A 25,997-nucleotide genomic window follows, 5' to 3' on the forward strand; every position below is an offset into this window, starting at 1 on the left:
CTGGCGCTTGCTAAGGTGCCAGCGTGAACGCAACCGCCCTTCCCTATGATTTCCAGGTCGATGTCGATCAGTCCGACATCGATTTCATGGGGCATGTGAACAATGCCTCCTATCTCAAATGGGTGCAGGCGGCGGTGATCAGTCACTGGCAGCATGTCGCTCCGGTCGAGGCTGTCGCCCAGCATATGTGGGTCGCGCTCAAGCACGAGATCACCTATCGCCGCCCGACTTTCCTGAACGACGATGTCGTTGCCACCGTCCTGCTCGAAAAGGTGCAGGGCGCGCGCGCGTTTTACGAAACGGTGATCAAGCGCGGCGGCGAAGTGCTCGCCGAAGTCAAATCGAGTTGGTGCTGCCTGGATGCCGAAACGCTGCGTCCGGCGCGGCTGGCCAAGGATGTGATCGATAAATTCTTCGTCGCCAAGGCCGACTGAGCGACGCCTATTGGTGACGCATCGGCGCAGAAGCCGACGAGTTGGTCACGATCAGATGCATCACGAACAGGATCAGGCGGCTGGTATCGGTGACATCGACCCGCCATTCCTCATTGGCCCAGATTACCGCGGCGTGGTCGCGCAGCAGCTCGCCGACGAACCGCGCCACTTCGATGCGGAGTTCGGTTGTATCGTTCTTCTCGATGGAGAGCGTTTTCCCACACGCGGTCCTGCGTCCGAAGCTCGATATTATATTGAAGCATTGGGCAGGCTCCGCACAGGGAGCCCGTGCCGCGCGTGGCGAAAGTCGCCAAGGCCGGAAAATATCGCGCAAAAAGCCTCGTTTCGCGCGCCGCTGGGCGTGCGCGCGCGGGCTACATCGCCAGCGCGGCGTCGCTTGCCAGTCTGTCAGCGCGCTCATTCGCCGGGTGTCCGGCATGACCCTTCACCCAAACCCATTCGACGCGGTGCACCTTCGATGCGGTCAGCAGCTCCTGCCACAGATCGGCATTCTTGACCGGCTTCTTATCCGATGTCCGCCAGCCATTTTTGAGCCAGCCGTGTATCCATTTGGTGAGGCCGTCCATCACATAGCGGCTGTCGGTCGATAGCGTCACGCGGCAGGGGCGCTTGAGTGCCTGTAGCCCGCGGATCGCCGCCATCAGCTCCATGCGATTATTGGTGGTATGCGCCTCGCCGCCCGACAACTCCTTCTCGGTGCCGCCGATGCGCAGCACCACGCCCCAGCCACCGCGGCCGGGGTTGCCCTTGCACGCGCCGTCGGTAGCGATTTCGACATGGGGAAGTTCGGTCATGCGAAGAGGTCGGCTCCGTAGCGTTCGTAGAAATCGAGGCGGCGCAGATAGGCCAGCGGATCCTTGCGTGTCACCATCGCGTCGGCGGGGGTGTTGAGCCAGTCCCAGGCGCGGCTCAGCAGGAAGCGCAGCGCACCGCCCTGCGCGAGAAGTGGGAGGGCGGCGCGTTCATCGTCGCTGAAGCCGAAGCGCAAAGAATAGCCCTCGATCAGCGCATGGCCGATCGCAAGATCGAAATTCCTGCCCGTCCCGTCGAATGCCCAGGCGCCATGCATCACCGCAAGATCAAAGGCGCGAATATCGGTGCAGGCGAAGTAGAAATCGATCAGCCCGCTGACCTTTTCACCGAGCATCAGCACATTGTCAGGGAAAAGATCGGCGTGGATTGCGCTTGCCGGCAGTTGCTGGGGCCACTGCGCCAGAACCCGCTCCAGTGCATTGGAAACGCGGTCGAAAAGGCCGGGCTCGATCCTGTCCAGGCTGGGGCCGCAGCGCGCAAGCAGCGGCGCCCAGGTGCCGGCGCCCATCGAATTGGGCCGAGCCAGCGCGAAATCGGCTACGGCCTCGTGCATCGCGCCCATCGCCTCACCCGCAGCGCGCGCTTGTGCCGGCGTGGGATGCGACACTGACACCCCCGGCAGGAACTTGATCAGGCAGGCGGGGCGGCCTTCCAACTCGTGAATCTCCCGCCCCTCGCGGTCCTTGATCGCCGGCGGTACGGGCAGGCCCTTTGCCGCGAGGTGATCGAGCAGCGCCATGAAATAGGGCAAATCGTCCGCCGCCACGCGCTTCTCGTAGAGCGTCAGGATGAAGCGGCCCTGCGAGGTGTCGACCAGGTAGTTGGAGTTCTCGACTCCCTCGGCGATCCCCTTGGCGGAGACGAGTTCCCCGACATCGAAGCCTTGCAGGAAGACTGACAAGGCCTCGGCCGAAACCTGCGTGTAGACGGCCATCGCCTAATCCGTCATCCCCGCGAAAGCGGGGACCCAGGGTTGCAGGCGAGCAGCTTTGAACTCTGGGTCCCCGCTTTCGCGGGGATGACGGGAAGGGGTGCAACTGTGCACGTGGGCTAAGCCGCTTCGAGGCCGCGCGGCAGCTTGAACACCACATTTTCCTCGATCGTCTCGACTTCGCGCTCGATCACTTCGAAGCGCTCCGAGAGCTTCTCGACCAGCTCGCGCACCAGCAATTCGGGCGCCGAGGCGCCGGCGGTAATACCCACCGTGCCGACGCCGTCGAACCACGAAAAATCCAGCTCATCGGCGCGCTGGATCAAGGTCGCGCAGGTGCCGTTGCGCACCGCGACCTCGACCAGCCGCATCGAGTTGGACGATTTGGGCGAGCCGATCACCAGCATCAGATCGACCGATGAGGCGATCGCCTTGACGGCGCCCTGGCGATTGGTCGTCGCGTAGCAGATATCGTTGGGGCCGGGCGCCAGGATCGACGGAAAGCGCCGCTTGAGCACCGCCAGCGTCGCCGCGGTATCATCCACCGACAGCGTCGTCTGGGTGAGAAATGCCAAATTCTCTGGATCCGGCACCTGCACCGTCTCGGCACCGGCGGGGGTCTCGACCAGCGTCATCACGCCTTCGGGCACCTGGCCAAACGTGCCGATCACTTCGGGATGCCCATAATGGCCGATAAACAGGATATGTCGGCCTGCCGCGACCAGCCGCTCGGCCTGGCGATGGACCTTTGAGACTAGAGGGCAAGTCGCGTCGAGAAATTCGAGCCCGCGCTCGGCTGCCTTGGCCGGCACTGCCTTTGGCACGCCATGCGCGGAAAAGACCACCGGCACGCCGTCCGGCACTTCGTCCAATTCTGTCACGAAGATCGCGCCCTTGGCCTTGAGCGTGTCGACGACATATTTGTTGTGGACGATCTCGTGGCGGACATAGACCGGCGCGCCATATTTCTCGATCGCCAGCTCGACGATGCGGATCGCGCGATCGACACCGGCGCAGAAGCCGCGCGGCGCGGCGATCAGGAGTTCGAGGACGGGTTTGAGTGTGGCGTTCATTGTGCGCCAGCCTCTACGCGATTGCTTGCGTGGGCGGAAGGTGGTTCCTATGGTGCCCGCCGTTTCCGGGGCTGCCCGGTGAAGTGTTTCGAAAGGTGCCCCCAACTTGGTTCGCAAGCTCGCAATCTCCGCCTTGATCCTGCTCGCCGCCGGCGGATGCAGCCGCACCGGCGAGATCACCGATGGCGGCATCACCGCTTTGCGCTCGGCCTGCCCGCGCGTCGGCGTTCCCGCCGGCACCGGCGACGTCACCCAGTTCAATCCGCCGCAGAGCCGCGAGGCCAAGGCGATCGACATCAGCGCGACGCTCACCAACGTCACCTCGACTTGCGACGAGGCGGGCCCGCAGATCGTCACCACCGTCAATTTCGACGTGCTCGCAACCCGCGCCCAGGCCGGCGAAGCCCGCGATGTGAGCCTGCCTTACTTCATCACCGTGGTGCGCGGTGGAACTTCGGTGATCGCCAAGAGCATCGACCGCGTGACGCTGCGTTTCGAAGCCGGCCAGACCCGCGCCAGCGCCAAGGGCACTGCCGTCAGCCGCGTCGATCGTGCGGCGGCGACTCTTCCCCAGGACGTTCGCGATCGCCTGACCGAGAAGCGCCGGGCCGGCGATCAGGCCGCGGCGATGGACCCGCTCGCCGATCCCGCCATCCGCCAGGCCGTGCTCGCCGCGACCTTCGAGGCGCTGGTCGGCTTCCAGCTGACCGAGGACCAGCTGAAGTATAATCTCACGCGATAGCCGTTCTTCCCCTCCCTTCCAGGAGAGGAGTTTGCCGTTGACTCGAATCATCCCCACCGCCAAGGCCTTCCTTGTCGATAGGCACGCGCGGGAGAGTGTGAAGGAGCAATCCTTCTCCGCCGAAGGAGCAACCGCCCCGGAATCTCTCAGGCATCAGGGACCGCGCGTACACGACACTCTGGAAAGCACCGCTCCGCAAAGGGGCGGTCACCGAAGGGGTAAGCTCCGGGCATCCGGAGTGAAAGCTCTCAGGTTCCCGTGACAGAGGGGGCGATGGACTCGGCGCTTGGCGAAGCGCGGGCTCGTCGTTGACCCATTGCCGCGGAGCGTGACCGATGAGCCGAGAAGTCCATAACGGCCCCACCGACGAATTCACCCAGGCGCGCGGCACCGAATATTCAGGCGATCCCGATGGCGGGGAAGGCGAGCCGGCGCTGGCCAAGCTCCCGCTCGACGCCTGGCACCGCGCCCGCGGTGGCCGGATGGTGCCGTTCGCGGGTTACGAAATGCCGGTCCAGTATGAAGGCATCATGGCCGAGCATCTCTGGGTGCGCGAGCATGCCGGATTGTTCGACGTGTCGCACATGGGGCAGCTTGTATTCTCTGGCGAAGGGGTCGAGGCCGCACTCGAAGCACTGATGCCGGCAGACATCGCCGCAGCCAAGCCCAATCACCCACTCTACTCGCTCCTTCTCGCCGAGAATGGTGGCATCCTCGACGATCTGATGCTCACGCGCTGGGAGGACGGCAGCGTCTATATGGTCGTTAACGGCGCGACCAAATATGACGATATCGCGCATTTCCGCGAGCATCTCGCCGACGAGATCACGCTCAATCACCTGGACGAGCAGGCGCTGCTGGCGCTGCAAGGCCCCAAGGCGGTCACGGCGCTGGCGCAGCTGATCCCGGGGGTCGAGGCCTTGGTGTTCATGCAGGGTGCCGCGTTCCAGTGGCAGGGCCATGATCTGTGGATCAGCCGCTCGGGTTACACCGGCGAGGACGGCTTCGAGATCTCGGTCCTCGCCGCGGCCGCCGAAGCGCTTGCCGATGCGCTGACCGCGCAGGATTCGGTCAAGCCGATTGGGCTGGGCGCCCGCGATTCGCTCCGCCTCGAAGCGGATCTCCCCCTTTACGGCCATGATCTCGACGAAGAGACGACGCCGGTTTCCGCCGCCCTGGGCTTCGCGCTCAAGAAGCGCCGCCGCGAGCAGGGCGGCTTCCCGGGCCATCAGCGGATCATGCTCGAGCGCGAGAACGGCCCGATCCTCAAACGCGTCGGGCTGATCGTCGAGGGTCGCCAGCCGGTCCGCGAAGGCGCTGCAGTGGTCGATGAAGACGGCACCACCGTCGGCAAGGTCACCAGCGGCGGCTTCGCGCCCACGGTGCAGAAGCCGATCGCCATGGCCTATGTGCCTGTCGCACTGGCCGAGATCGGCACCAAAATCACCCTTGCCCAGCGCGGCAAGATCCACACCGCGGAGGTCGTGCAGATGCCCTTCGTCCCCCATCGCTATGTCAGAAAGGGAGCCTGATGAGCCGCTTTTACACCGAAGATCATGAGTGGGTCGAAGTCGATGGCGACATCGGCACCGTCGGCATCAGCGAATATGCCCAGAGCCAGCTCGGCGACATCGTGTTCGTCGAGACCCCCGATGAGGGCAAGGACGTGACCAAGGGCGACGATGTCGCCGTGGTTGAATCGGTCAAGGCCGCTTCCGACGTCTATTCGCCAGTCTCGGGCACCGTCCTCGAAGGCAATCCTGCGCTGGCGGACACGCCCGAACTGGTCAACGAAGACCCCGAAGGCGATGGCTGGTTCTTCAAGATCACACTGAGCGACGCCAGCGAAGTCGAGAGCCTGATGGACGAAGCTGCATACGCCGAGTTCGTGAGCAAGCTTTGAGTTTAGCCGTCATGCCGGACTTGTTCCGGCATCCATCGTGCCGCGCGCGCGGAGCAGGAAGTTCCAGCGCATCCCTCGCGGCTTGATGGACCCCGGCACTTCGGCCGGGGTGACGGGTGTTTTGTTTGGCCGCCGGTCGGAGACCCAAATGCGCTACCTGCCCCTTACCCCCACCGACCGCACCGAAATGCTCGGCGTAATCGGCGCCAAATCGATCGACGATCTTTTCGTCGATGTGCCCGGCGTCGCCCAGCTCGACGGCCCGATCCACGGCCTGCCGATGCATGCCAGCGAACTCGCGGTCGAGCGCCACATGAGCGCACTCGCGCGCAAGAACCTCGCCGCTGGCGACGCGCCGTTCTTCCTCGGGGCAGGGGCGTACAAGCATCACGTGCCCGCCAGCGTCGATCACCTTATCCAGCGCGGCGAATTCCTCACCGCCTACACGCCGTACCAGCCCGAAATCGCGCAGGGCACGCTGCAGATGATGTTCGAGTTCCAGTCGCAGGTCGCGCGCCTGCTTGGCTGCGACGTGGCGAACGCATCGATGTACGACGGCTCGACTGCGTGCTGGGAAGCGATCGTGATGGCCCGCCGCGTCACCCGCCGCGGCAAGGCGATCCTCTCGGGCGGACTCCACCCGCATTACGTCTCGGTCGCCAACACCATGGCCAAGTTCACCGGCGACCAGCTGATCACCTCGGTGCCGACGCTGACCCCGACCCCCGACACCGACGATCTCATCGCGCAGATCGACGACGACACCAGCTGCGTGGTCGTCCAATACCCTGACATCCTCGGCCGCATCGCCGATCTCTCCAAGCTCGCCGAAGCCTGCCACGCGAAGAAGGCGCTGCTCGTCGCCGTCGTCACCGAACCGGTGGCATTGGGCGCGATCAAATCGCCCGGCGAGATGGGCGCGGACATCGTCGTCGGCGAAGGACAGTCGATCGGCGTCGGCCTCCAGTTCGGCGGGCCGTATGTCGGCCTGTTCGCCTGCTCGGAAAAGCTCGTCCGCCAGATGCCCGGCCGGCTTTGTGGTGAAACGGTCGATGCCGAAGGCAAGCGCGGTTTCGTCCTGACGCTCAGTACCCGCGAGCAGCATATCCGCCGCGAAAAGGCGACGTCGAACATCTGCACCAGCTCGGTGCTGTGCGCTTTGGCCTGGTCGATCCACATGACCCTGCTCGGCGAAAAGGGCCTGCGCCAGCTCGCCGCGATCAACCATGCCGGCGCCTCCGCTGCCGCCGACACGCTCGCGGCCGTCCCCGGCGTTGAACTGGTCACCCCAAGCTTCTTCAACGAATTTACCCTCAAGCTCTCCAAGGAAGCCCGCCCGGTCGTCCGCGATCTCGCGAACAACGGCATCCTCGCCGGCGTGTCGCTCGGCCGCCTCTATCCGGGCGAAGCGAGCCTCGAAAACGGCCTGATCGTCGCCGTCACCGAAACCACAACATCGGAGGACGTCGAGACACTTGCCTCCGCGCTCCGGGAGGCGCTGGCATGAGCAGCATCAACGCAGGCGGCTGGCGTCCGACCACGCCTGAAAAGGGCGAGAGCGACGCCGCCACCTTCACCGGCAATCGCGCGCTGATGCTCGAGGAAGCGCTGATCTTCGAGATCGGTTCGCTCGGCACCACGGGCGTGGACTTCGCCGAAGTGCCGGCAGGCGCATCGCGTCTCGCCGGTCTCGAGCGTCATGCCGACATCGGCTTGCCCGGACTGTCCGAGCCGGAGACGGTGCGGCACTACACCCGCCTCAGCCGCCAGAACTATGCCATCGATCTCGGCCTGTTCCCGCTCGGCAGCTGCACGATGAAGCACAATCCGCGCCTCAACGAGCGCATGGCGCGGCTGCCCGGCTTTGCCGACCTTCACCCGCTGACCCCGGTCGATTGCGCGCAGGGCGCGTTCGAAGTCATCGACCAGCTCGCGCACTGGCTAATCACCCTCACCGGCATGCACAGCGTTGCGATGAGCCCCAAGGCCGGTGCCCATGGCGAGCTGTGCGGCGTCCTCGCGATCCGCGCGGCGCTCGATGCGCGGGGCGAGCAGGCGCGCAAGATCCTGCTGGTGCCGATCAGCGCGCACGGCACGAACCCGGCAACCGCGGCATTCGCGGGCTTCACCGTCGAAGACATTCCCGCGACCGATGATGGCCGTGTGGATCTGCAAGCGCTCAAGGCGCGACTCGGCCCCGACATCGCCGGGGTGATGATCACCAACCCCAATACCTGCGGCCTGTTCGAGCGCGACATGCGCGAGATTTCGGACGCGGTGCATGCAGCGGGCGGCTACGTCTATTGCGACGGCGCCAATTTCAACGCGATCGTCGGTCGCGTCCGTCCCGGCGATCTCGGCATCGACGCGATGCATATCAACCTGCACAAAACCTTCTCGACTCCGCACGGCGGCGGCGGCCCAGGCTCGGGCCCCGTGGTGCTTTCCGAAGCGCTCAGCCCTTATGCGCCCTTGCCTTTCGTCGAGAAGACCGCGGACGGCTTCCGCCTCGTCGAGGAGGAAACCGCCGAGAAGCATCACGCGGGCACGTTCGGCCGCATGACCGCCTTCCATGGTCAGATGGGCATGTTTACGCGCGCGCTGACCTATATTCTCAGCCATGGTGCCGATGGCCTGCGCCAGGTCGCCGAGGATTCGGTGCTCAACGCGAACTACATCCTGCGCTCGATGGAGGACGTGCTCGACGCGCCCTTCGCCGAACTCGGGCCCATGCATGCACGAAGCCATCTTCAGCGACCGCGGACTCCCCGAAGGCTTCTCGACGATCGACATCGCCAAGGGCCTGATCGACGAGGGCTATCACCCGATGACGGTCTATTTCCCGCTGGTCGTGCACGGTGCTATGCTGGTCGAGCCGACCGAGACCGAAAGCAAGGCTGCGCTCGATCAATTCATTGGCGCCTTCCGTTCTGTCGCCGAACGGGCTAAGGGCGGCGACCCCGCGATCAAGACCGCGCCGCATTTCGCCCCGCGCCGACGTCTCGATGAGACGCTCGCCGCACGCAAGCCGGTCCTCGCGTGGAAAGAGCCCCTCGGGGCACAGGCGGCCGAATAGCCGCGCAGGAGTTATGATCGAAGTATGACGTATAACGACACTTTCCGAGACCGCGCCGACCGTTCGAAGGACGCCAAGAAGGCGTTGCTCGAGAAGCTCAAGGCAGCGCCCAAGCTGAGCGAGGCCGAGCTGGCCGAGCGCCGCGCTGCGCGCGAGAAGAAGGAAGCCGAAGAGGCCGAGGCGCGCGCCGCGAAGAAGGCTGCGATCGAGGCCGCCAAGGCTGCGAAGGAAGCCGAGGAAGCCGCTGCAAAGGCGGCCGCGGACGAAGCCGCGCAAGAGGCGAAGGACAAGATCGCCCGCTCGTTCATGCTGCCTTCGGCCGAAGAGCAAAAGGCTAAGCGCGACGCCCGCTACGCCGCCCGCAAGGCGCGGAAATAATTTTCTAGATCCTCCCCGGAACGGGGAGGGGGACCGCCGCGAAGCGGTGGTGGAGGGGGCATGCCGCGAGCGAGTCTCGCGGAAGCCCCCCTCCGTCAGCCTATGGCTGCCATCTCTCCGTGCCGGGGAGGATTTGGGTTCAAATCCATCGCCGCACGCTGGCCTTGTACGCCAGATACGGCGCGCCGAACTTAGCCGCCAGATACGCCTCCTCCGGCTCGATCACTTCCTTCTGCAGCACGAACAGCAGCGGCAGCAGCAGGCAAAGCTGCGTCCCGCTATCGTTGAGCATCGCCACGCCGAGATAGGCCAGCGCCAGCCCCAGATACATCGGGTTGCGCGACCATTTGTATACGCCATCGACGATCAGATTGCTGCCGGTCTTCCACGGCCGCGAATCGGTCTTCGAGCGCAGGAACAGTCCCTGCGCCGTCAGGATGATCGCGGCACCAAGCACCAGCGCGATCATGCCCAGCGTGTGGAGCAGCGAATAGCGGATCACCGGGATCGCCGGCTCGCCGATCCAGCGCTCGAGCACCCATCCGGCCAGCAAGGTGCCGATAAAGGCGAGCGGCGGCGGGAATTTGATGCGCGGGCTGTCTGGGTCGATCTGCATGACGGCGGCGTGATGAACGCGAAACGATCGAACCGCAACGGCTTGTCATTCGTGCCCGAAGCGTAATGATGCAGCCCCATGAATATCGCAGCGAAGCGGCATGCGCCCGCAACCGAGCGCAACCGCGAGGCGATCGTGGCATTGCTTGCCAAGATCCTGCCGGCGAGCGGCCTCGTGCTCGAAGTGGCGAGCGGTACGGGCGAACATTGCGCCTTCTTCGCCGATCGCTTCCCAAAGCTCGAATGGCAGCCGAGCGATCCCGATCCAGGCGCGCTGGCGTCGATCGCCGCATGGACCGAAGGGCTGGCCAATGTCCGCCCGCCGCTGGCGCTCGATGCCGCGGGCGAATGGCCGGTGCATGCCGCCGACGCGATCCTGTGCATCAACGTGGTCCATATCAGCCCCTGGGCCGCGACGCTTGGCCTGCTGGCGGCAGCGGGGCGGCTGTTGCCGCAGGGCGCGCCGCTGATCCTCTACGGGCCCTATCGCCAGGCGGGCGTCGAGACTGCGCCCTCCAACGAGCAGTTCGAGCTCTGGCTCAAGGACAAGTCGCCTGAATATGGCCTGCGCCAGGTCGAGGATGTGACCCGCGCCGCCGCGGCGCATGGCTTGACGCTGGAGCGGATCGTGCCGATGCCTGCCAACAACCTCATATTGGTGTACCGCCATGACGCCTGAAATCACCAAGCGTGTCGATAATTTCACCGACGCCGCCTTTGCCTTCGCGGTCTCGTTGATGGTGGTCGGCGCAGGCGGATCGGCAGCGGATTCGTCGACGCTGGAAAGCGCCGTCGCCGCCATCCCCAGCTTCGCGATCGGCTTCGCCATCATCAGCCTGTTCTGGTTCAGCCATCTGCAGTGGCGCGCACTGCGCGGCAGCGGGGACGGGCGATCGTTGCTGCTCACCCTGCTGTTGGTCTTCATGGTCCTCGTCTATATTGTGCCGCTGCGCTCGATGGCGGTGTCGTTCGCGGCGTTCCTCTCGGGGGAGGCCGCAGTCTATCGCGGCAGCCTTGGCCAGCTTTTCACGATCTACGGGATGGGCTTCACCGCAATGTCGGCGATCACCGTGCTTCTTTTCCGCGATGCGCTGCGCAATCCCGATCTCGGCCCCGAAAAGCGGCGCGAGGCGGCGGGGCAATCCTGGATCTGGGTGATCCTGACGGTCACCGGCGCGGCGTCCACTGTAATGGCGATGATCCCGGGTCCGCACATATTCGCGCCCTTCCTCTATGCGACGCTGCCGATCTCGATCGGGCTGTTCGCGTGGCGCTGGAGATGGGCCGGCTGATTAGAGTTGCAATGTAGGATTTCGAATGCTTGGGCTGGGTCGTCGGCAGTGCCGGCCCGTTCTTTGAAACGCTCAAACATGCGTTCCGCCAAGGCCCTTGGTCAGTGCGAACATTGGGAAGATTCGCGCCTCGGCGCCTGCTCAGAGTCCCGCCTCGACGGTCTTTTCCTGATGCCGGAGGCGCTCGCGCCAGACGATGTAAAGCCCGCTGGCGATGATCAGCGGCGCGCCGATCCAGGTGAAGGGCGTCGGCAGCACCGCGAATAGCAACCATCCATAAAGCGTCGCCCAGATCAGGCTCGAATAGTCCATCGGCAGCACGGCCGAGACCGGCGCGAAGCGCAGCGCCCCGGTAAGCGCCAATTGGCCGATGCCGCCGACGAATCCGGCCGCGAGCATCGTCGCCCAGACCCAGGCCGCATGCGGCTGGATGAAGAACAGATAGGCCAGGCCCAGCGGTACGAGCGACAGCAACGAGAACCAGAACACGATCGTGCCCGTCGCCTCTGTCCGGCTCAGCTTGCGAAGCTCGATCGAGACCAACGCCGTGAACACAGCGCCCGCCAGCCCGACCAGCGCGCCGGTCAGCCCGAAATGTCCGCTCCCCGGCTGGGCCACGATCAAGATCCCGACGAACCCCGCCGCCACTGCGCCCCAGCGATGCCAGCCGACCTGCTCGCGCAACACCAACGCCGCCAGGATCGTCGCGAAGATCGGCACGGTGAAGCCCAGGGTCGTCGCCTCGGCGAGCGGGAGCAGCAGCACCGCGCCGAAATTGCCGATCATCCCGCACAGCCCGATCGCCGTGCGCTTGGCATGCGATCCCAGCCGCTCGGTGCGGATGCTGGCCAGCCCCGGCCCCCTGGCGAGCCAGATCATCACAACGGGCAACGCACAGGCCTGGCGGAAGAACAGCAATTCGGGCAGCGTCGCGCCGCCAGATTCGGCGAACTTGATCAGCGCCATCATGCTCGCCAGCGCGAAGACCGCGATCAGGCGCAGGCCGATGCCCTTGGGGATATGGTCGCCCATGGCGCAGCCCTTGCGGCACGGTGGACCCAGCGGCAAGTCCCCGCTAATCGCGCTTCCATGATCAAGCATGCTCTTCCCGTCACCCGCGAAGCCGATTTCGCAGCCTGGTACCAGTCCGTCATCTCGGAGGCCGATCTGGCCGAGGAAAGCGGCGTGCGCGGGTGCATGGTCATCAGGCCATGGGGCTATGGCATCTGGGAGCGCATCCAGCGCCTGCTCGACGACCGGATCAAGGCGGAAGGGTATGACAACACCTATTTCCCGCTGTTCATCCCGCTGAGTTATTTCGAGAAGGAAGCCGCTCATGTCGATGGCTTCGCCAAGGAAATGGCGGTCGTCACGCATCACCGCCTGATCGCAGACGGCAAGGGCGGGCTGATGCCCGACCCCGCCGCGAAGCTTGAGGAACCCCTGGTCGTGCGCCCTACTTCGGAAACGGTGATCGGCACGGCGTTCTCGCGCTGGGTGCAGTCCTGGCGCGATCTGCCTGTGCAGATCAACCAATGGGCCAATGTCGTCCGCTGGGAGATGCGCACCCGCATGTTCCTGCGGACCTCGGAATTCCTGTGGCAGGAAGCGCATTCGGCCTATGCCAGCCCCGAAGAGGCCCGCAAGGCAACCCTGATCGGCCTCGAAGTCTATCGCAGCTTTGCCGAGGGATGCGCGGCGATGCCGGTCGTCGCGGGCGAGAAGCCCGAGAACGAACGCTTTCCCGGCGCGGTCGCGACCTATTCGATCGAAGCGATGATGCAGGACGGCAAGGCGCTCCAGGCAGGCACTTCGCACTTCCTCGGCACCAATTTCGCCCAGGCGCAGAATATCCGGTTCCAGAATGCGAACGGCGAGTTCGAGCTGGCCAACACGATCAGCTGGGGCATGTCGACGCGGATGATCGGCGGGATCATCATGGTCCATGGCGACGATGATGGCATGCGCGTGCCGCCGAGGCTTGCGCCGCATCAGATCGTGATCGTGCCGATGCTTCGCGACAATGACGAAGACGCGCCCTTGATCGATTATTGCAAGGCGCTCCAGGCCGATCTGGCGAAGCTGTCGGCGCTCGGGGAGCCGGTACGCGCATTGCTCGATCTCAAGTTCGGCAAGCCCGCCACCAAGCGCTGGAACTGGGTCAAGAAGGGCGCACCGATCGTCATCGAAGTCGGCGGGCGCGACATGGCAGGCGGCAACGTCTCGGTGATCCGCCGCGACCGGCTCTATCGCGAGGACGGCAAGCTTGACAGCGCAGTGGTGGCCAAGGGCGATTTCGTCGGTCAGGCCGCGGCGATGCTGGAGGAAATCCAAGGGGGGCTCTATGCCGAGGCCCGCGCGCGGCTCCATGCCAATATCCGCCGCGACGTCACCGACTTTGCGGGGCTCGAAAAGGCGTTCGAGGTCGGCAAGCCCGGCTGGGTCGAGGTCAATTGGGCCAAGCCCACCGGCGCCGAGCTCGACAAGGTCGCGGAGCGGTTGAAAGCACTCAAGCTCACCTTCCGTAACGTTCCCGGCGATGCGGCGCCTGCCGAAGGCGCGTGCATCTTCACCGGCGCGCCTGCGGTCGAGCGGATTTTGGTCGCGCGAGCCTATTGATGCTGCGCCGCGGCTTTCTCGGCCTCGCCGCCGGAGCGCTCGCCGCGCCCGGGCTCGCGGTGGCGGAGGAGCAGTGGGACGCAATCGTCGATCCGCGCACTAGCACGCTGGGCGAGGCGCTCAAGCGCGCGACCGGCGCGCCGTTCCGCATCCTGGTGCGCAAGGGGCTGCTGGTTGAGAAGCTGACGGTCGCGACCCCGAACGTCACCATCGTCGGCGAACCGGGCGCGGTGCTAAGCTTCGGCACCTATGCCGGCCTGCCGCATCCCGATGGCAAGCCCTGGGGCACCGGCCGCACCGCGACGCTGACCATCGCGGCCTCCGGTGTCACGCTGCGCAACCTGACGATCCGCAACAGCTTCGATTACATCGGCGCCAAGCGCGATGGGTCGAACACCGGCGCGCAGGCAGTGGCGCTGATGATCGGCCGCGATGCCGATCGTACGCTGGTGGAGGACTGCCAAATCGAGGGCTATCAGGACACGCTCTACGTCCAGAGCCGCGCGCATCTGTCGCGGTGCCGGATCAGCGGCGGAGTCGACTTCATCTTCGGCGGCGGCGCCGCGTGGTTCGACCGGTGCGATATTGTCACGCGCTTCGTGCCAGGCGCCGAACAATCGGGCTATATCGCCGCGCCGAGCACGCCTGCGGACCGGCCTTATGGCTTGGTCTTCTCCCGCTGCTGGCTGGCCCGCGAACGCGGCGTTTCCGATCGCTCGGCCTGGCTGGGACGGCCCTGGCGGGCAGGCGGCAACATGGCGCTCACCGGCCAGGCTGCCTTCCTGAGCTGCTGGATGGATGCGCATATCGCACGCGAGGGCTGGGCCTGGATGGGCTATAAGGGCCCGGATGGCGAGCAGCGCCGGCTGGTGCCCCAGGAAGCGCGGCTGTTCGAATTTGGCAGCCGCGGCCCCGGCGCGAGTCCCGCTTCGCTCACGCGCCGGAGGCTCGATGCCGCCACCGCGGCGCACTTTACAAAGGCCAATGTGCTGGGGGATTGGAACCAATGACTGTGCGCCCGCTCTTCGCGAGCTTGCTCTACCAGGCGCCGCTTGGCGATGCCGAGCTGGTCGCCGAGCTCGAGCAATCCTGCCTCGCGCTCGCCGAGGACGACATCGCCGGCAAGCGCTGGGCGAAGGAGCATGGCTATAAGGGCTATACCAGCTACGCCTCGCTCAACGATCTGCCGATCCGCGATCCCGCCTTCGCCGATCTCAAGCGCCTGCTCGACAAGCACGTCGCGGTATTCGCCAGGGATGCGGCGTTCGACTTGCAGGGCAAGAAGCTCAAGCTCGACAGCATGTGGGTCAACGTCCTGAACGGCGGCGGCGGGCATTCGGGGCACATCCATCCTCACAGCGTCGTCTCCGGCACGCTCTACATCGCCCTGCCGCCCGGCTCGCGCGGCCTGCGGCTGGAGGACCCGCGGCTGGCGATGATGATGGCCGCACCAACCCGGCAAAGCGATGCACCCGAGATGCTGCGCAGTTTCGTCGAAATCGTGCCCGAGGTCGGCACAGTGCTGCTCTGGGAAAGCTGGCTGCGGCACGAAGTGCCTGCAGGCACAGGCAGCGCCAAGCGCATCAGCGTGAGCTTCAATTATCGCTGGTAGCTCAGCGCCGAAGAATGCCTTTCCCCGACCTTCGCCGGTGAAACGCCCAGGTGATCGCCGTCTACCCCCGCAACACCGCCTCAACCCGCTCCGCCAATCCCGGCGTGGCATGCAGCCCGATCTTGCTCCGCCGCCACAGCACGTCCTCCGCGCTCCGTGCCCATTCGCGATCCCGCATCCAGCGAACCTCGATCTCGCTAAGCCCGCCGCCCAGATCCGCGCCCATCCCCGCTTCGTCTGTAACGCCGCGCAGCATGTCCTCCAGGCAGCGGCCATAAGCATGCGCCATGCGTCGGGCGCGATATTCGCCAAGGAACGGCCAGCGCGTACGGACCTTGGCAAGGTAGCTCTCGAAATTGGCGATCGCGCCGCCAGGAAAAACCCGGGCCCGCGTCTTGTGGCGAGCCTCGACGCCCAGCAATGGCCCGATCTTCTCCAGAGCTTCCTCGGCCAGCGCCCGCGCCGTGGTGATCTTGCCGCCGAACACCGAAAGCAAGGGCGGACCGTGCGCATCGACTTCCAGCACATAATCGCGGGTGACGTTCTGCGCGCGCGCCTCGCCATCGTCGTGCAAGGGGCGCACGCCCGACCAGGTGGTGACGACATCCGCAGTCGTCACCTGCCGGGTGAAATAGCGATTCACTGCCTCACAGAGATAGCGGATTTCCTCGTCTGAGCAGATCGCCTCCTCCGGCCGCTCGACTGGAATGTCCGTGGTGCCGATCTCGGTGAACCCGCCTTCATAGGGAATCGCAAAGACGATGCGCTTGTCGGGCTGCTGGAGGATATAGGCATGCTCACCCTCGAAGATTCGCGGCACGACGACATGGCTGCCCTTGACCAGCCGGACGCGCGACTTGGTGCTGATATCGAGGCGTCCGAGCAGCGCCGCGACCCAAGGCCCGGCGGCGTTGACCAGCATGCGTGCGTCGATAGTGCGCCCATCGGACAGCTTCGCGCGCCAGGCATCGCCGTCGCGTTTCGCCGAAACCAATTCAGTCCGCGTCGCGATCTCGGCCGCGTGCATCGCCGCGTCGGTCGCGTTGGCCAGCGTCAGCCGGGCATCGTCCACCCAGGCGTCCGAATAGACGAAGCCCTTGTGTGCGCCTCTGAGCGGATCGGTGAACGCGCGGTCCTTCGTCCGCAGTCCGCGCGAGCGAGGCAGCGAGGATTTGCCCGCCAGCGCATCGTAAAGCCACAGCCCGGCGCGCACCATCCACCACGGCCGCACGGCGTGGGCGTGTGGCAGTACAAAGGTCATCGGTCGGATCAAGTGCGGCGCGGCGCTCAGCAGCCGCTCGCGCTCGTGCAGCGCCTCGCGCACCAGCCGGAACTCATAGGTCTCCAGATAGCGCAGCCCGCCATGGATCAGCTTGGTCGACGCCGAAGAGGTATGGCTGGCGAGATCGTCTTTTTCCACGAGCAGCACCTTCAGCCCATGCAGGCTCGCCTCGCGCGCGATCGCGCAGCCATTGATCCCGCCGCCGACGATGAGAAGGTCATATTGCACGCTCACTGCGTACGGCGTTGGATAATTCGCCGCGAGTCCTTATCTTGAGGATCAATGACAAAGCCAAAAACCAGATCCGGGCTGCCGACCCGGCAGCAGATCCTCGACTTCGTTTCGACCACCGATACCCCCGCTGGCAAGCGCGAGATCGCCAAGGCGTTCGGCCTGCATGCGCAGGATAAGATCGCGCTCAAGCAATTGCTCAAAGACATGGCCGATGAGGGCCTGATCGACAGCGCCCCGGGCCGCGCCTTCCATAAGGCCGGCGGCGTGCCCAAGGTCACCGTACTGCGCATCGTCGACGCCGAGGGCGACACGATCTGGGCAGTGCCCGAGCGCTGGGAGGCCGAAGGCATTCCCGAGCCGCGGCTGCGAGTCCGCGAGCGCGAACGCAAGGGCGCGCTCGGTGTCGGCGACCGGATCCTCGCGCGCACCGAAGAGGCCGGTAACGGCTGGATCGCGCATCCGATGAAGAAGCTCGCGCGCGGCGAAGAGCAGATGCTCGGCGTCGTGCACGAAGAGGGCGGGCGCCTGTACCTCCAGGGCATCGACAAGAAGGATCGCTCGAGCCTGCCGATCTCGGACCGCAACGAAGCGATGCCGGGCGATCTGGTGCTCGCCGAAAAGGCCGGGCGCCCGCCGCGGATCTTCGCGCGCGTGACCGAGATATTGGGCGATCCGTTTCAGCCGCGCAGCTTCTCGCTGATCGCGATCCACAAGCACGGCATCCCGAATGTGTTCTCGGACGATCTGCTGGCCGAAGCCGAGCGGATTTCGAAGCAGCCGCTCGGCAAGCGCGAGGATCTGCGAGATTTGCCGATCGTCGCGATCGATCCGGCAGATGCGCGCGACCATGACGATGCCGTCTGGGCCGCGCCCGACGACGATCCCAAGAACGAAGGCGGCTGGAAGGCCCTCGTCGCCATTGCCGATGTCAGCTTCTACGTCCGCCCCGGATCGGAGCTCGACCGCGAGGCCCGCAAGCGCGGCAATTCGGTCTATTTCCCAGACCGCGTGGTGCCGATGCTGCCGGAAATCCTCTCGGCCGAAGTCTGCTCGCTCAAGGAAGGTGAGGACCGCGCGGCGCTGGCCTGCCACTTGCAGGTCGGCAGCAATGGCGAGCTCAAGTCCTGGCGCTTTACCCGAGCAGTGGTCAGCATCGCCGCCAATATCGCCTATGACGATGCCCAGACTATCATCGACGGCCTGACGACCGAGCGCGCCTTGCTCGACGAGCGGTTCGCCCCCGGCGCAGAGAAGCGCGTGGAGATCGAGCCCGCGCTCAAGCATCTGTGGGATTGCTGGGCCGCGCTCAACAAGGCTCGCCAGAAGCGGGAACCACTCGACCTCGACTTGCCCGAGCGCCGCATCGTCCTTGACGAGAAGGGCCGCATCCTCTCGGTCGCTCCCCGCGAGCGGCTTGATGCGCACAAGCTCATCGAGGATTACATGATCGCCGCCAATGTCGCCGCGGCCAAGGCGCTCGAGGCCAAGAAGGCGCCGGTGATGTACCGCATCCACGAGCCGCCGAGCCGCGAGAAGCTCGTCGCGCTCAAGGATTATCTCAAGACCTTCGAGATGGAGTTCGCGCTAGGCCAGGTGATCCGCCCCGCGACGTTCAACCATATCCTCAAGAAGATCGAGGAAAGCGACGCCCGCGACGATATCATGACCCAGGTGCTGCGCACGCAGACGCAGGCCTATTATGGTCCCGAGAATGCCGGGCATTTCGGGCTCTCGCTGGGCAGCTACGCGCACTTCACGTCGCCGATCCGCCGCTATGCCGATCTGATCGTGCATCGCTCGCTGGTGAGCTCCTACGGGCTCGGCGACGGGGGCCTTACCGCGGGCGAGGCGGAGGGCATGGAGCGGATTGGCGAGAGCATCTCGCAGCTCGAGCGCCGCGCGATGGAGGCCGAGCGCGACACCGTCGATCGCTATGTCGCAGCCTATCTCGCCCAGCATGTCGGCGAAGTGATGGATGCCAAGATCACCGGCGTGCAGAATTTCGGCTTCTTCGCGACCGTCGAAGGAATCGGCGGCGACGGGCTGGTGCCTGCGCGCGATCTCGGCAGCGAATATTTCCGCTACGACGAAGCCAGCCAGCGGCTGATCGGCGAACACACCGGCGAATTCTTCGCGCTCGGCATGAAGCTCAAGCTGCGGCTGGCCGAGGCCAATCCGGTTACCGGCGCGCTGCGCTTCGAGCTTCCCGATGGCAAGGGATCGGCTGGCGGCAGTGGCGACGAACGGCGCGGGCGCGGTGGACCCAAGCGCGTGATCAAGCATCGCGGACGCCCGGCCAATATCCGGCATCAGGGGCGTAAGCGATAAGCGATTGAGCGGACCTGGCTTTCGTGGCAGCTTTGCTCCGAAGCAGGGGAGGTCTCATGATCGCAGGTTCACCGGCACCGGCCATCGCGGCAATGGTGATGCGCGCGCGGCGCAAGATCGCGGGGCATTTCTTCGTCCACCACGCGACCAGCGCCGAGGACGCAGTCGCTTTCGTGCCCCAGCGCCCGATCATGCGCCGCCAGTTCGAGCGGATGCAGGCACGTGGCGTGGTCCGTCAGGCGGGCGCGGACAAATACTGGATCGATACCGCCGCCTATCAGGCGGACATCGACCGGCGCCGCCGGATATTGGTGCCGGTGGTGGTTGTGCTGGTCGTAGTGGCGTGCGTGGCGATCATGCTCGCCGGGTATCAGGGCTGACCCCCGATAGCAGGGGTCCACCGGGTCAGATCGATCGAAAAGCTCAGTCCCGCGCGCTCTTCCAGCCGCTTCTTGAGCGGCTCGGCCATCAGCGCGCCGGGCGTCCACACGCCTCCTTCGCCCTTCACGTCGCGGATCAGGCAAAGCGCCGATTCCGCGATCATCTTGCTTGTCGAGCCATAGCCGGGATCGCGATCGCCCTTCACGGTCGAGGTAACCCGCTCGCCCGAGGGCATCTCCGCGACGAAGGCGATGTCGTAGAAGCCGGTTTCACGTTCTTCCTTTGAGGGGCCTTCGCCGGGAGCGGGGCCCTTGTCGGCGTTCATTGGGTTCATCTTGGCGATCGCTTCCGCCGCCGCCTTGCCCAGATCGCCCAGGCCGGGCGCGACCATCATCTCGTCATATTGGAAGTCCTGGCCATAAGGGTGTCCGGCCAGGAAATTGGTGCGGTGGACGTTCTTGGTGTTGATCACCGCCATCATGAACGGCGCGACCCAGGCGCCCACTGCTTCGTCATATTCCGGCATCATGCCCTTGGGCTGCGATGGCCCCTCGAAGCCGGGCGTGAGCGAGAATGGATCGATCAGCGCCTTGAATACTGACGGGTCCTTCATCGCCGCGGCGGCGGTCGCCTTGCCGCTGGCGAAGGTCCCGCCTGAGAAGGTGCCCTTCATCGCGCGGACGCGACCTTTCACGCGCGGTGCGGGCCTGCCGAAGCGGCTGATGCATTCCTGCTCGACGGTCCACACGCCGAGATCGAACGGGATCGAATCGAACCCGGACGAGAAGACGATCCGCGCGCCGCTGGCCTGCGCCGCGGCGTGATATTTGCCGATCATGGCGTGCATGAAATTGGGCTCGCCGCAGAGATCGACATAGGCCGTGCCGGTCTCCACGCAGGCTGCCAGCAGGGGCTCGCCATAGAGCTGATAGGGGCCGACCGTGGTGATGATCACCTCGGCGCGGGCAGTGAGCGCCTTTAATGCGGCAGGGTCGTCGGCATTGGCGGTGAGCAAAGGCGTATCCGCAGGCGCGCGGATCTCGTCGCGGACTTCCTGCAATTTGGTCAGCGAGCGCCCGGCCATCGCCCATTTCACATCGCTATAGTTGGCCGCAAGATATTCGGCGACCAGGCGCCCGGTGAAGCCGGTGGCGCCATAGACGATGATCTCGAATTCGCGGGCTGCCACAAGCGCTCTCCATACCGGTTTTTCTAAACCTGGGTTCAAGCAGAGATAGGCGAGGTTGGAAAGAGGCTAAGCGGGGTCGTTGAACTGCAGCGCCGCGAGCCGGGCATAGAGCCCTCCCTTCGCCACCAGCTCAGCATGGGTGCCGGTCTCGGCGATGCGGCCTTCGTCCATGACGATGATCCGCTTAGCGGCGCGGACGGTGGCGAGGCGGTGCGCGATGACCAGGGTGGTGCGGTGCTCCATCAGCCGCTCGAGCGCGTCCTGGACGAGGCGTTCGCTCTCCGCATCGAGCGCAGACGTTGCCTCGTCGAGCAGCAGGATCGGCGCGTCGCGGAGCAATGCGCGGGCGATGGCGATGCGCTGGCGCTGGCCGCCGGACAGACGCGCGCCGCCTTCGCCGAGGAAGGTGTCGAGGCCCTGAGGCAGATCGCGGAGGAAATCGGCGGCGTTGGCGGCTTCCGCGGCGGCCCAGAGCTGCTCGTCGCTCGCTTCCCAGGCGCCGTAGCGGAGGTTGTCGCGGGCCGAGGCGCCGAAGATCACGGTATCCTGCGGCACGAGCGCCATGCGCGCGCGGACTTCGGCAGGGTCGGCTTGGCGGAGCGGCACACCATCGACGCGGACTTCGCCGCTATCGGGATCATAGAAGCGCTGGACCAGTTGGAAGAGCGTCGACTTCCCGGCGCCCGAAGGGCCGACGACGGCGACGGTTTCGCCCGGCTGCACGTCGAGCGTGAAATCGGCGAGCGCGGAGACTTCCGGACGGGTAGGGTAGCGAAAGATTACATTGTCAAACGTGATCCGGCCTTGCGGCGGCTGGGGCAGGGGAACCGGATTGGCGGGCGGGGCGATGTCGGGCTGCTGGCGGAGCAGTTCGGCGAGGCGGCTGGCGGCGCCCGAGGCGCGGAGCAAATCGCCATAGACTTCGGTCAGCGCGCCGAACGATCCGGTAACGAGCCCCGCGGTGATGACGAATGCCGTGATCGCCCCGCCCGAGATGCGGCCCGCGGCGACGCCCGAGACGGCGTCCCACATGATCAGCGTGATCGCCGTGAACAGCAGGCCGATGACCAGAGCAGTCATGATCGCGCGCAGGGCAAAGCGCTTCTTGCCTGCGGCGAAGGTGCTGGCGACGGCGGCCTCGAAGCGCTGGCCCTCGCGCTTTTCCTGACCGAATGCTTGGACAATGCGCATCGCGCCGAGCGTTTCGGAGGCGATCGAACCGACATCGGCGACGCGATCCTGGCTGGCGCGTGACAGCGTGCGAATGCGTCCGCCGAGCCAGACGATCGGGAGCACGACGAGCGGGATACCGATGATCAGATAGGCCGCGATCTTGGGCGAGAGCGCGAAGAGATAGATTATGCCGCCGACGCCAGTGAGGAAATTGCGCAACGCGATCGAGACCGTCGAGCCGACGACCTGTTCGACGATCGCAGTGTCGGACGTGAGCCGCGAGGCGATCTCGCTCGGGCGGTTCTCCTCGAACCATTTGGGGGGCAGGCGAAGTAAATTGCGGTGCACTGCGGTGCGAAGATCCGCGACAGTCTTTTCGGCGACCCAGGAGACGAAATAGAAGCGTACCGCAGTCGCGAGCGCAAGGACTGCGACGACCAGCAGCAGGCCCTGGAAATAGATGCCGATCCGGCTGGTGTCGGCGCCGGCCGCGAAGCCATTGTCGACGATCAGCTTGAACGTGGCTGGGATCAGCAAAGTCGCGGCGGAGGAAGTGAACAGCGCCAGCGTGGCGATGGCGAGCTGGAGCGGATAGCGGCGCGTAAAGCCCCAGATCACCGCCAGGTTGCTGAGCTTGCGGTTCGGTTGCGGGGCGGGTTCGGCCATGGCGGGGGCCTAGCGCTATTGCGGGGGAAGGGGAACACCCGAGCATACTCTCACGTTGGTGAATTCCCGGCGTTGCACTGCAGCAAGGCGCCGCTATAACAACCTACCCCATTGCCGCCTGGTGATAGGGGAAGGTGAAGGATCGCAATGCTTTACAACGCCTATGAAATTCAGCGCTCGCTGCTCGCAGGTGCCAGCGCGATGGCGAATTTCAGTGCGGGGCTGCTCAACAATCCCGCAAATCCCTTTGCCTATTTCGGCGGCGGACCGGTTCTTGGCTCCGCGCTCGAGGTTTTCGCCCATGCGTCGGCTCCACGCGGCAAACCCGAATTCGGGCTCGACCGCACGACCGTCGATGGCCGCGAAGTCGATGTCCATGAGGAGATCGTGCTGCGCAAGCCCTTTGGCCAGCTCAAGCATTTCCGCCGCGAAGGCATGGAAGGCGGCCCCAAGCTGCTGATCGTCGCGCCGATGTCCGGCCATTATGCCACGCTGTTGCGCGGCACGGTCGAGCGGATGCTGCCGCGGCATGACGTCTACATCACCGATTGGCGCGATGCGAAGCTGGTGCCGATGGCCGACGGCAAGTTCGATCTCGATGATTATATCGATTATATCATCGAATTCCTGGCGTTCATCGGCAAGGATGGCGAGGCGCGGCCGCACATGCTTGCGGTGTGCCAGCCCTCGGTGCCGTGCTTCGCCGCGGCTGCGCTGATGAGCGCGGATAAGCACCCCAATCGCCCGGCGACGCTGACGATGATGGGCGGCCCGATCGACACGCGCGAGGCGCCGACCGCAGTCAACACGCTGGCAACCGAGCGGCCGCACAGCTGGTTCGAGAACAACGTCATCGCGACGATCCCGATGACCTATCCGGGCGCGGGGCGGCGGGTCTATCCGGGCTTCCTGCAGCTCGCCGGTTTCATGACGATGAACCTCGGCAGCCACATGGTCAGCCATTGGGAGATGTTCAAACACCTCGTTCAGGGCGACGGCGAAGGCGCTGATTCCACGATGAAGTTCTACGAGGAATATCGCTCGGTCTGCGACATGACCGCCGAATTCTATCTCCAGACCATCGATACGGTGTTCCAGGATCATTCGCTGCCCAAGGGCACGATGACGCATCGCGGACGCCCGGTGGATCCGGGCGCAATCACCGATGTGGCCGTACTGGCAATCGAAGGCGAGAAGGACGATATTTCGGGCATCGGCCAGACCGAGGCGGCGCTGACACTGTCGACCGGTCTGCCCGAGGCGATGAAGCACTATCACCTCGCCGCGGATGTCGGCCATTACGGGATCTTCAACGGCTCCAAATGGCGCAACCGGATCGCACCGGTGGTCGACCAGTGGATCGCGGCGCATAAGGGCTAGCCCGCGAATCTTCCCAATCTTCGCAGTGGCCATGGGGGTCTGAGCGAGCGGGAATTCGGGTGGCATTCGGGGCAAGGCCTGGCGCCTTGGCGCGTTCGCTGCTGCCTGATTTGCGACGACGATGAGAAAGAGCAAAGGGGGACTCTTTCAGACGATTTCCTACATTGGAAGATGTTTCTGCCGCTGAGGCGCTGAACCCTCATTTGTCATCCCCGCGGAAGCGGGGACCCGGGTGCCGGAGCGGGGCTGCTTGGCTCTCGGTCCCCGCTTTCGCGGGGATGACAATTAATTGTCTGCGCCGCCCGGCTCGGCGATCTTGCGGTGGGCCTCGGCCTTCATGGCTTCTGGGGTGACGCCGGCGCCCAGGACCTGGACCTTATTGGCCAGCCCCGAGACGATATGGCCCTTGCCGGCCAGCATCGCCTTCCAGCCGTCGGCCGCCACGCCCGCCGGATCGGCTTTTTTCGCCTGGCCGATTTTGGTGTCGAGCATGCCCGCGCGTTCGAAGAACGGCGTTTCGGTCGCGCCGGGCATCAGGGTGGTGAGGGTCACGCCCTCCACATCCTTGAGCTCGTTGCGCAGTGCCTCGGTGAAATTGTCCACATAGGCCTTGGTGGCGTTGTAAACCGCGTTGAACGGCCCGGGGACGTAGCCGACGATCGAGCCGGTCACCAGCACGCGGCCTTGCCCCTTCGCGATCATTCCCGCCAGCACGCGCTGGACCAGCAGGAAGGTGCCGGTGATGTTGGTATCGATAATGTGGCGCCAGGTCGCGAAGTCCTGCTCCATGAAGGCACCGCCCATGCCGGTGCCCGCATTGGCGCAGAGCACGTCGACGTGGCGCCCTTCCGCCGCCGCGAGCAGGCGTTCGACACCCTCGGGCGTGGCGAGGTCCGCCTCCACCCCGACCGCGCCCAGTTCGGACGCGGCGGCGTGGATCTCGGGCTCGTTGGCGGCGATGATCAGCTCATAGCCGTCCCTGGCCGCGCAATCGGCCAGCGCGCGGCCGATGCCGGTCGAGGCGCCGGTGACGATCGCGAGGCCGGTCACTCCTTGCCAGTGCCCGGCTCGGCCATCTTGCGGTGCATCTCGGCGGGGACCGACTGCGGCATGATGCCCGAGGTCGCGACCTGAAGCTTGTTCTTCCAGCCCGAGATGATCGTCGCCTTGCCCGCCATCAGCGCATCCCAGCCATCCTTGGCGACGTCGGCGGGATCGGACTTGCTCTCCGACTGGCCGACGCTCGTGTCCATCATGTCGCCACGCTTGAAGAACTCGGTCTCGACCGGGCCCGGCTCCAGCGTCGTGATCGTGATGCCCTCATGCTCCTTGAGCTCGTTGCGGATGGCGGCAGTGAAATTGTCTACGAATGCCTTGGTGCCGTTATAGACCGCCTGGAAGCTGCCGGGGACCCAGCCCGCAATCGAGCCGGTGACCAGCACTTTGCCCTCGCCGCGCGCGACCATCTGGTTGAGCACCTTCTGCAGCAGATAGACCGTGCCGGTGATGTTGGTGTCGATCACGTGACGCCATTCGGCGACATCTTGCCCGAGGAAATCGCGGCCAAGGCCATGGCCGGCATTGGCGCAGAGCAAGTCGACCTGGCGCCCGCCAGCCGCGTCGAGCAGCCGATCGACACCCTCGAAGGTCGAGAGATCGACTTCGAGCGTCTGGGCGCCGGGCAGGTTAGCGGAAGGATCGACGAACGGCGTGTCGGCGACGAGGAGCATTTCGTAGCCCTCGGCTGCGGCCAGCTTGGCGAGTTCGGCGCCGATGCCGGTGGATGCGCCGGTGATGATCGCGAATTTGGACATTGGGTGGTCCTTCTGTTTCTTGCTCCTCTCCCTGCAAGGGA

25 protein-coding genes, 1 pseudogene and 2 riboswitches are annotated in these 25,997 nt (G+C 65.3%); of the genes and pseudogenes, 15 read left to right on the forward strand and 11 right to left on the reverse strand.

The window, feature by feature from the left end:
- Positions 1 to 23 precede the first annotated feature (23 nt).
- Positions 24 to 434 carry an acyl-CoA thioesterase gene (locus tag ACZZZM_RS07785; RefSeq protein ID WP_463594536.1) on the forward strand — a complete coding sequence of 137 codons (411 nt, stop codon included), beginning with the start codon at positions 24 to 26 and terminating at the stop codon, positions 432 to 434.
- Positions 435 to 441: 7 nt separating this feature from the next.
- Here the strand turns inward: ACZZZM_RS07785 and ACZZZM_RS07790 are convergent, their stop codons facing one another.
- The 4 genes from ACZZZM_RS07790 to ispH all read right to left on the reverse strand — a co-directional run bounded on the left by ACZZZM_RS07790 (position 442) and on the right by ispH (position 3,272).
- Entirely contained in the window at positions 442 to 873 is a 432-nt protein-coding gene (locus ACZZZM_RS07790; RefSeq protein ID WP_463594537.1) for a DUF6894 family protein, read from the reverse strand.
- Positions 809 to 1,249 carry a ribonuclease HI gene (gene rnhA / locus ACZZZM_RS07795; protein WP_463594538.1) on the reverse strand — a complete coding sequence of 147 codons (441 nt, stop codon included), beginning with the start codon at positions 1,247 to 1,249 and terminating at the stop codon, positions 809 to 811. Before rnhA ends, ACZZZM_RS07790 begins: the two co-directional genes overlap by 65 nt.
- Positions 1,246 to 2,202: a homoserine kinase gene (gene thrB, locus ACZZZM_RS07800; RefSeq protein WP_463594539.1), complete on the reverse strand. Its 957-nt coding sequence runs from the start codon at positions 2,200 to 2,202 to the stop codon at positions 1,246 to 1,248. The genes rnhA and thrB overlap by 4 nt, the downstream gene beginning before the upstream one ends.
- 116 nt (positions 2,203 to 2,318) lie before the next feature.
- On the reverse strand, positions 2,319 to 3,272 hold the full coding sequence (gene ispH / locus ACZZZM_RS07805; protein WP_463594540.1) for a 4-hydroxy-3-methylbut-2-enyl diphosphate reductase: 954 nt from the start codon (positions 3,270 to 3,272) through the stop codon (positions 2,319 to 2,321).
- 106 nt (positions 3,273 to 3,378) lie between these two features.
- Between ispH and ACZZZM_RS07810 the strand changes: the two genes are divergently transcribed.
- From ACZZZM_RS07810 to ACZZZM_RS07835, 6 genes and pseudogenes are all read left to right on the forward strand, one after another.
- Positions 3,379 to 4,014: a hypothetical protein gene (locus ACZZZM_RS07810; RefSeq protein WP_463594541.1), complete on the forward strand. Its 636-nt coding sequence runs from the start codon at positions 3,379 to 3,381 to the stop codon at positions 4,012 to 4,014.
- A gap of 78 nt (positions 4,015 to 4,092) precedes the next feature.
- Positions 4,093 to 4,187, forward strand: a riboswitch (glycine riboswitch).
- Between the two features lies 1 nt (position 4,188).
- Positions 4,189 to 4,283: riboswitch (glycine riboswitch) on the forward strand.
- A 66-nt stretch (positions 4,284 to 4,349) separates the two neighbouring features.
- Positions 4,350 to 5,546: a glycine cleavage system aminomethyltransferase GcvT gene (gcvT, locus tag ACZZZM_RS07815; RefSeq protein WP_463594542.1), complete on the forward strand. Its 1,197-nt coding sequence runs from the start codon at positions 4,350 to 4,352 to the stop codon at positions 5,544 to 5,546.
- Positions 5,546 to 5,917 (forward strand): glycine cleavage system protein GcvH, encoded by a 372-nt coding sequence (gene gcvH / locus ACZZZM_RS07820; protein ID WP_463594543.1) that lies wholly within the window; start codon positions 5,546 to 5,548, stop codon positions 5,915 to 5,917. Before gcvT ends, gcvH begins: the two co-directional genes overlap by 1 nt.
- A gap of 148 nt (positions 5,918 to 6,065) precedes the next feature.
- Positions 6,066 to 7,424: an aminomethyl-transferring glycine dehydrogenase subunit GcvPA gene (gene gcvPA, locus ACZZZM_RS07825; RefSeq protein WP_463594544.1), complete on the forward strand. Its 1,359-nt coding sequence runs from the start codon at positions 6,066 to 6,068 to the stop codon at positions 7,422 to 7,424.
- Positions 7,421 to 8,993 (forward strand): annotated as a pseudogene (gene gcvPB, locus ACZZZM_RS07830) (aminomethyl-transferring glycine dehydrogenase subunit GcvPB). Before gcvPA ends, gcvPB begins: the two are co-directional and overlap by 4 nt.
- A 24-nt stretch (positions 8,994 to 9,017) precedes the next feature.
- Positions 9,018 to 9,371 (forward strand): DUF6481 family protein, encoded by a 354-nt coding sequence (locus tag ACZZZM_RS07835; protein WP_463594545.1) that lies wholly within the window; start codon positions 9,018 to 9,020, stop codon positions 9,369 to 9,371.
- Positions 9,372 to 9,510: 139 nt separating this feature from the next.
- Here the strand turns inward: ACZZZM_RS07835 and ACZZZM_RS07840 are convergent, their stop codons facing one another.
- Positions 9,511 to 9,987 (reverse strand): methyltransferase family protein, encoded by a 477-nt coding sequence (locus tag ACZZZM_RS07840; protein ID WP_463594546.1) that lies wholly within the window; start codon positions 9,985 to 9,987, stop codon positions 9,511 to 9,513.
- 78 nt (positions 9,988 to 10,065) lie between these two features.
- Here ACZZZM_RS07840 and ACZZZM_RS07845 point away from each other — a divergent pair, with 78 nt between their 5' ends.
- Positions 10,066 to 10,665: a DUF938 domain-containing protein gene (locus ACZZZM_RS07845; protein ID WP_463594547.1), complete on the forward strand. Its 600-nt coding sequence runs from the start codon at positions 10,066 to 10,068 to the stop codon at positions 10,663 to 10,665.
- On the forward strand, positions 10,655 to 11,278 hold the full coding sequence (locus ACZZZM_RS07850) for a TMEM175 family protein (RefSeq protein WP_463594548.1): 624 nt from the start codon (positions 10,655 to 10,657) through the stop codon (positions 11,276 to 11,278). Before ACZZZM_RS07845 ends, ACZZZM_RS07850 begins: the two co-directional genes overlap by 11 nt.
- Before the next feature lie 141 nt (positions 11,279 to 11,419).
- On the opposite strand, the gene ACZZZM_RS07855 is transcribed toward ACZZZM_RS07850, so the two are convergent.
- The gene (locus ACZZZM_RS07855; protein WP_463594549.1) at positions 11,420 to 12,310 is read right to left on the reverse strand and encodes a DMT family transporter; all 891 of its coding nucleotides are present in this window, start codon (positions 12,308 to 12,310) and stop codon (positions 11,420 to 11,422) included.
- 57 nt (positions 12,311 to 12,367) lie between these two features.
- Between ACZZZM_RS07855 and ACZZZM_RS07860 the strand changes: the two genes are divergently transcribed.
- Genes ACZZZM_RS07860 through ACZZZM_RS07870 form a run of 3 tightly spaced genes read left to right on the forward strand, consistent with a single transcriptional unit; the run spans position 12,368 to position 15,509 of the window.
- Positions 12,368 to 13,897 (forward strand): aminoacyl--tRNA ligase-related protein, encoded by a 1,530-nt coding sequence (locus ACZZZM_RS07860; RefSeq protein ID WP_463594550.1) that lies wholly within the window; start codon positions 12,368 to 12,370, stop codon positions 13,895 to 13,897.
- Complete coding sequence (locus ACZZZM_RS07865) at positions 13,897 to 14,907, forward strand: pectinesterase family protein (protein ID WP_463594551.1); 1,011 nt, start codon at positions 13,897 to 13,899, stop codon at positions 14,905 to 14,907. Before ACZZZM_RS07860 ends, ACZZZM_RS07865 begins: the two co-directional genes overlap by 1 nt.
- Complete coding sequence (locus ACZZZM_RS07870; RefSeq protein ID WP_463594552.1) at positions 14,904 to 15,509, forward strand: TIGR02466 family protein; 606 nt, start codon at positions 14,904 to 14,906, stop codon at positions 15,507 to 15,509. Before ACZZZM_RS07865 ends, ACZZZM_RS07870 begins: the two co-directional genes overlap by 4 nt.
- A 61-nt stretch (positions 15,510 to 15,570) precedes the next feature.
- On the opposite strand, the gene glpD is transcribed toward ACZZZM_RS07870, so the two are convergent.
- Complete coding sequence (glpD, locus tag ACZZZM_RS07875; protein ID WP_463594553.1) at positions 15,571 to 17,019, reverse strand: glycerol-3-phosphate dehydrogenase; 1,449 nt, start codon at positions 17,017 to 17,019, stop codon at positions 15,571 to 15,573.
- A 54-nt stretch (positions 17,020 to 17,073) separates the two neighbouring features.
- Between glpD and rnr the strand changes: the two genes are divergently transcribed.
- Both rnr and ACZZZM_RS07885 read left to right on the forward strand, forming a co-directional pair.
- Positions 17,074 to 19,353 (forward strand): ribonuclease R, encoded by a 2,280-nt coding sequence (gene rnr / locus ACZZZM_RS07880; protein ID WP_463594554.1) that lies wholly within the window; start codon positions 17,074 to 17,076, stop codon positions 19,351 to 19,353.
- A 56-nt stretch (positions 19,354 to 19,409) separates the two neighbouring features.
- Positions 19,410 to 19,733, forward strand: coding sequence for a hypothetical protein (locus tag ACZZZM_RS07885; protein ID WP_463594555.1), 324 nt, complete (start codon positions 19,410 to 19,412; stop codon positions 19,731 to 19,733).
- Here ACZZZM_RS07885 and ACZZZM_RS07890 read toward each other — a convergent pair.
- Positions 19,724 to 20,923: a saccharopine dehydrogenase family protein gene (locus ACZZZM_RS07890; RefSeq protein ID WP_463594556.1), complete on the reverse strand. Its 1,200-nt coding sequence runs from the start codon at positions 20,921 to 20,923 to the stop codon at positions 19,724 to 19,726. The genes ACZZZM_RS07885 and ACZZZM_RS07890 overlap by 10 nt on opposite strands.
- A 66-nt stretch (positions 20,924 to 20,989) precedes the next feature.
- Positions 20,990 to 22,762: an ABC transporter transmembrane domain-containing protein gene (locus ACZZZM_RS07895; RefSeq protein WP_463594557.1), complete on the reverse strand. Its 1,773-nt coding sequence runs from the start codon at positions 22,760 to 22,762 to the stop codon at positions 20,990 to 20,992.
- 147 nt (positions 22,763 to 22,909) lie between these two features.
- Between ACZZZM_RS07895 and ACZZZM_RS07900 the strand changes: the two genes are divergently transcribed.
- Positions 22,910 to 24,142, forward strand: coding sequence for a polyhydroxyalkanoate depolymerase (locus ACZZZM_RS07900; RefSeq protein ID WP_463594558.1), 1,233 nt, complete (start codon positions 22,910 to 22,912; stop codon positions 24,140 to 24,142).
- 285 nt (positions 24,143 to 24,427) lie between these two features.
- Here the strand turns inward: ACZZZM_RS07900 and ACZZZM_RS07905 are convergent, their stop codons facing one another.
- Positions 24,428 to 25,192 carry an SDR family NAD(P)-dependent oxidoreductase gene (locus ACZZZM_RS07905; protein WP_463594559.1) on the reverse strand — a complete coding sequence of 255 codons (765 nt, stop codon included), beginning with the start codon at positions 25,190 to 25,192 and terminating at the stop codon, positions 24,428 to 24,430.
- Complete coding sequence (locus ACZZZM_RS07910; RefSeq protein ID WP_463594560.1) at positions 25,189 to 25,956, reverse strand: SDR family NAD(P)-dependent oxidoreductase; 768 nt, start codon at positions 25,954 to 25,956, stop codon at positions 25,189 to 25,191. Before ACZZZM_RS07910 ends, ACZZZM_RS07905 begins: the two co-directional genes overlap by 4 nt.
- Positions 25,957 to 25,997: the final 41 nt, after the last annotated feature.

The organism is Sphingomonas sp. AC522 (assembly GCF_979258125.1).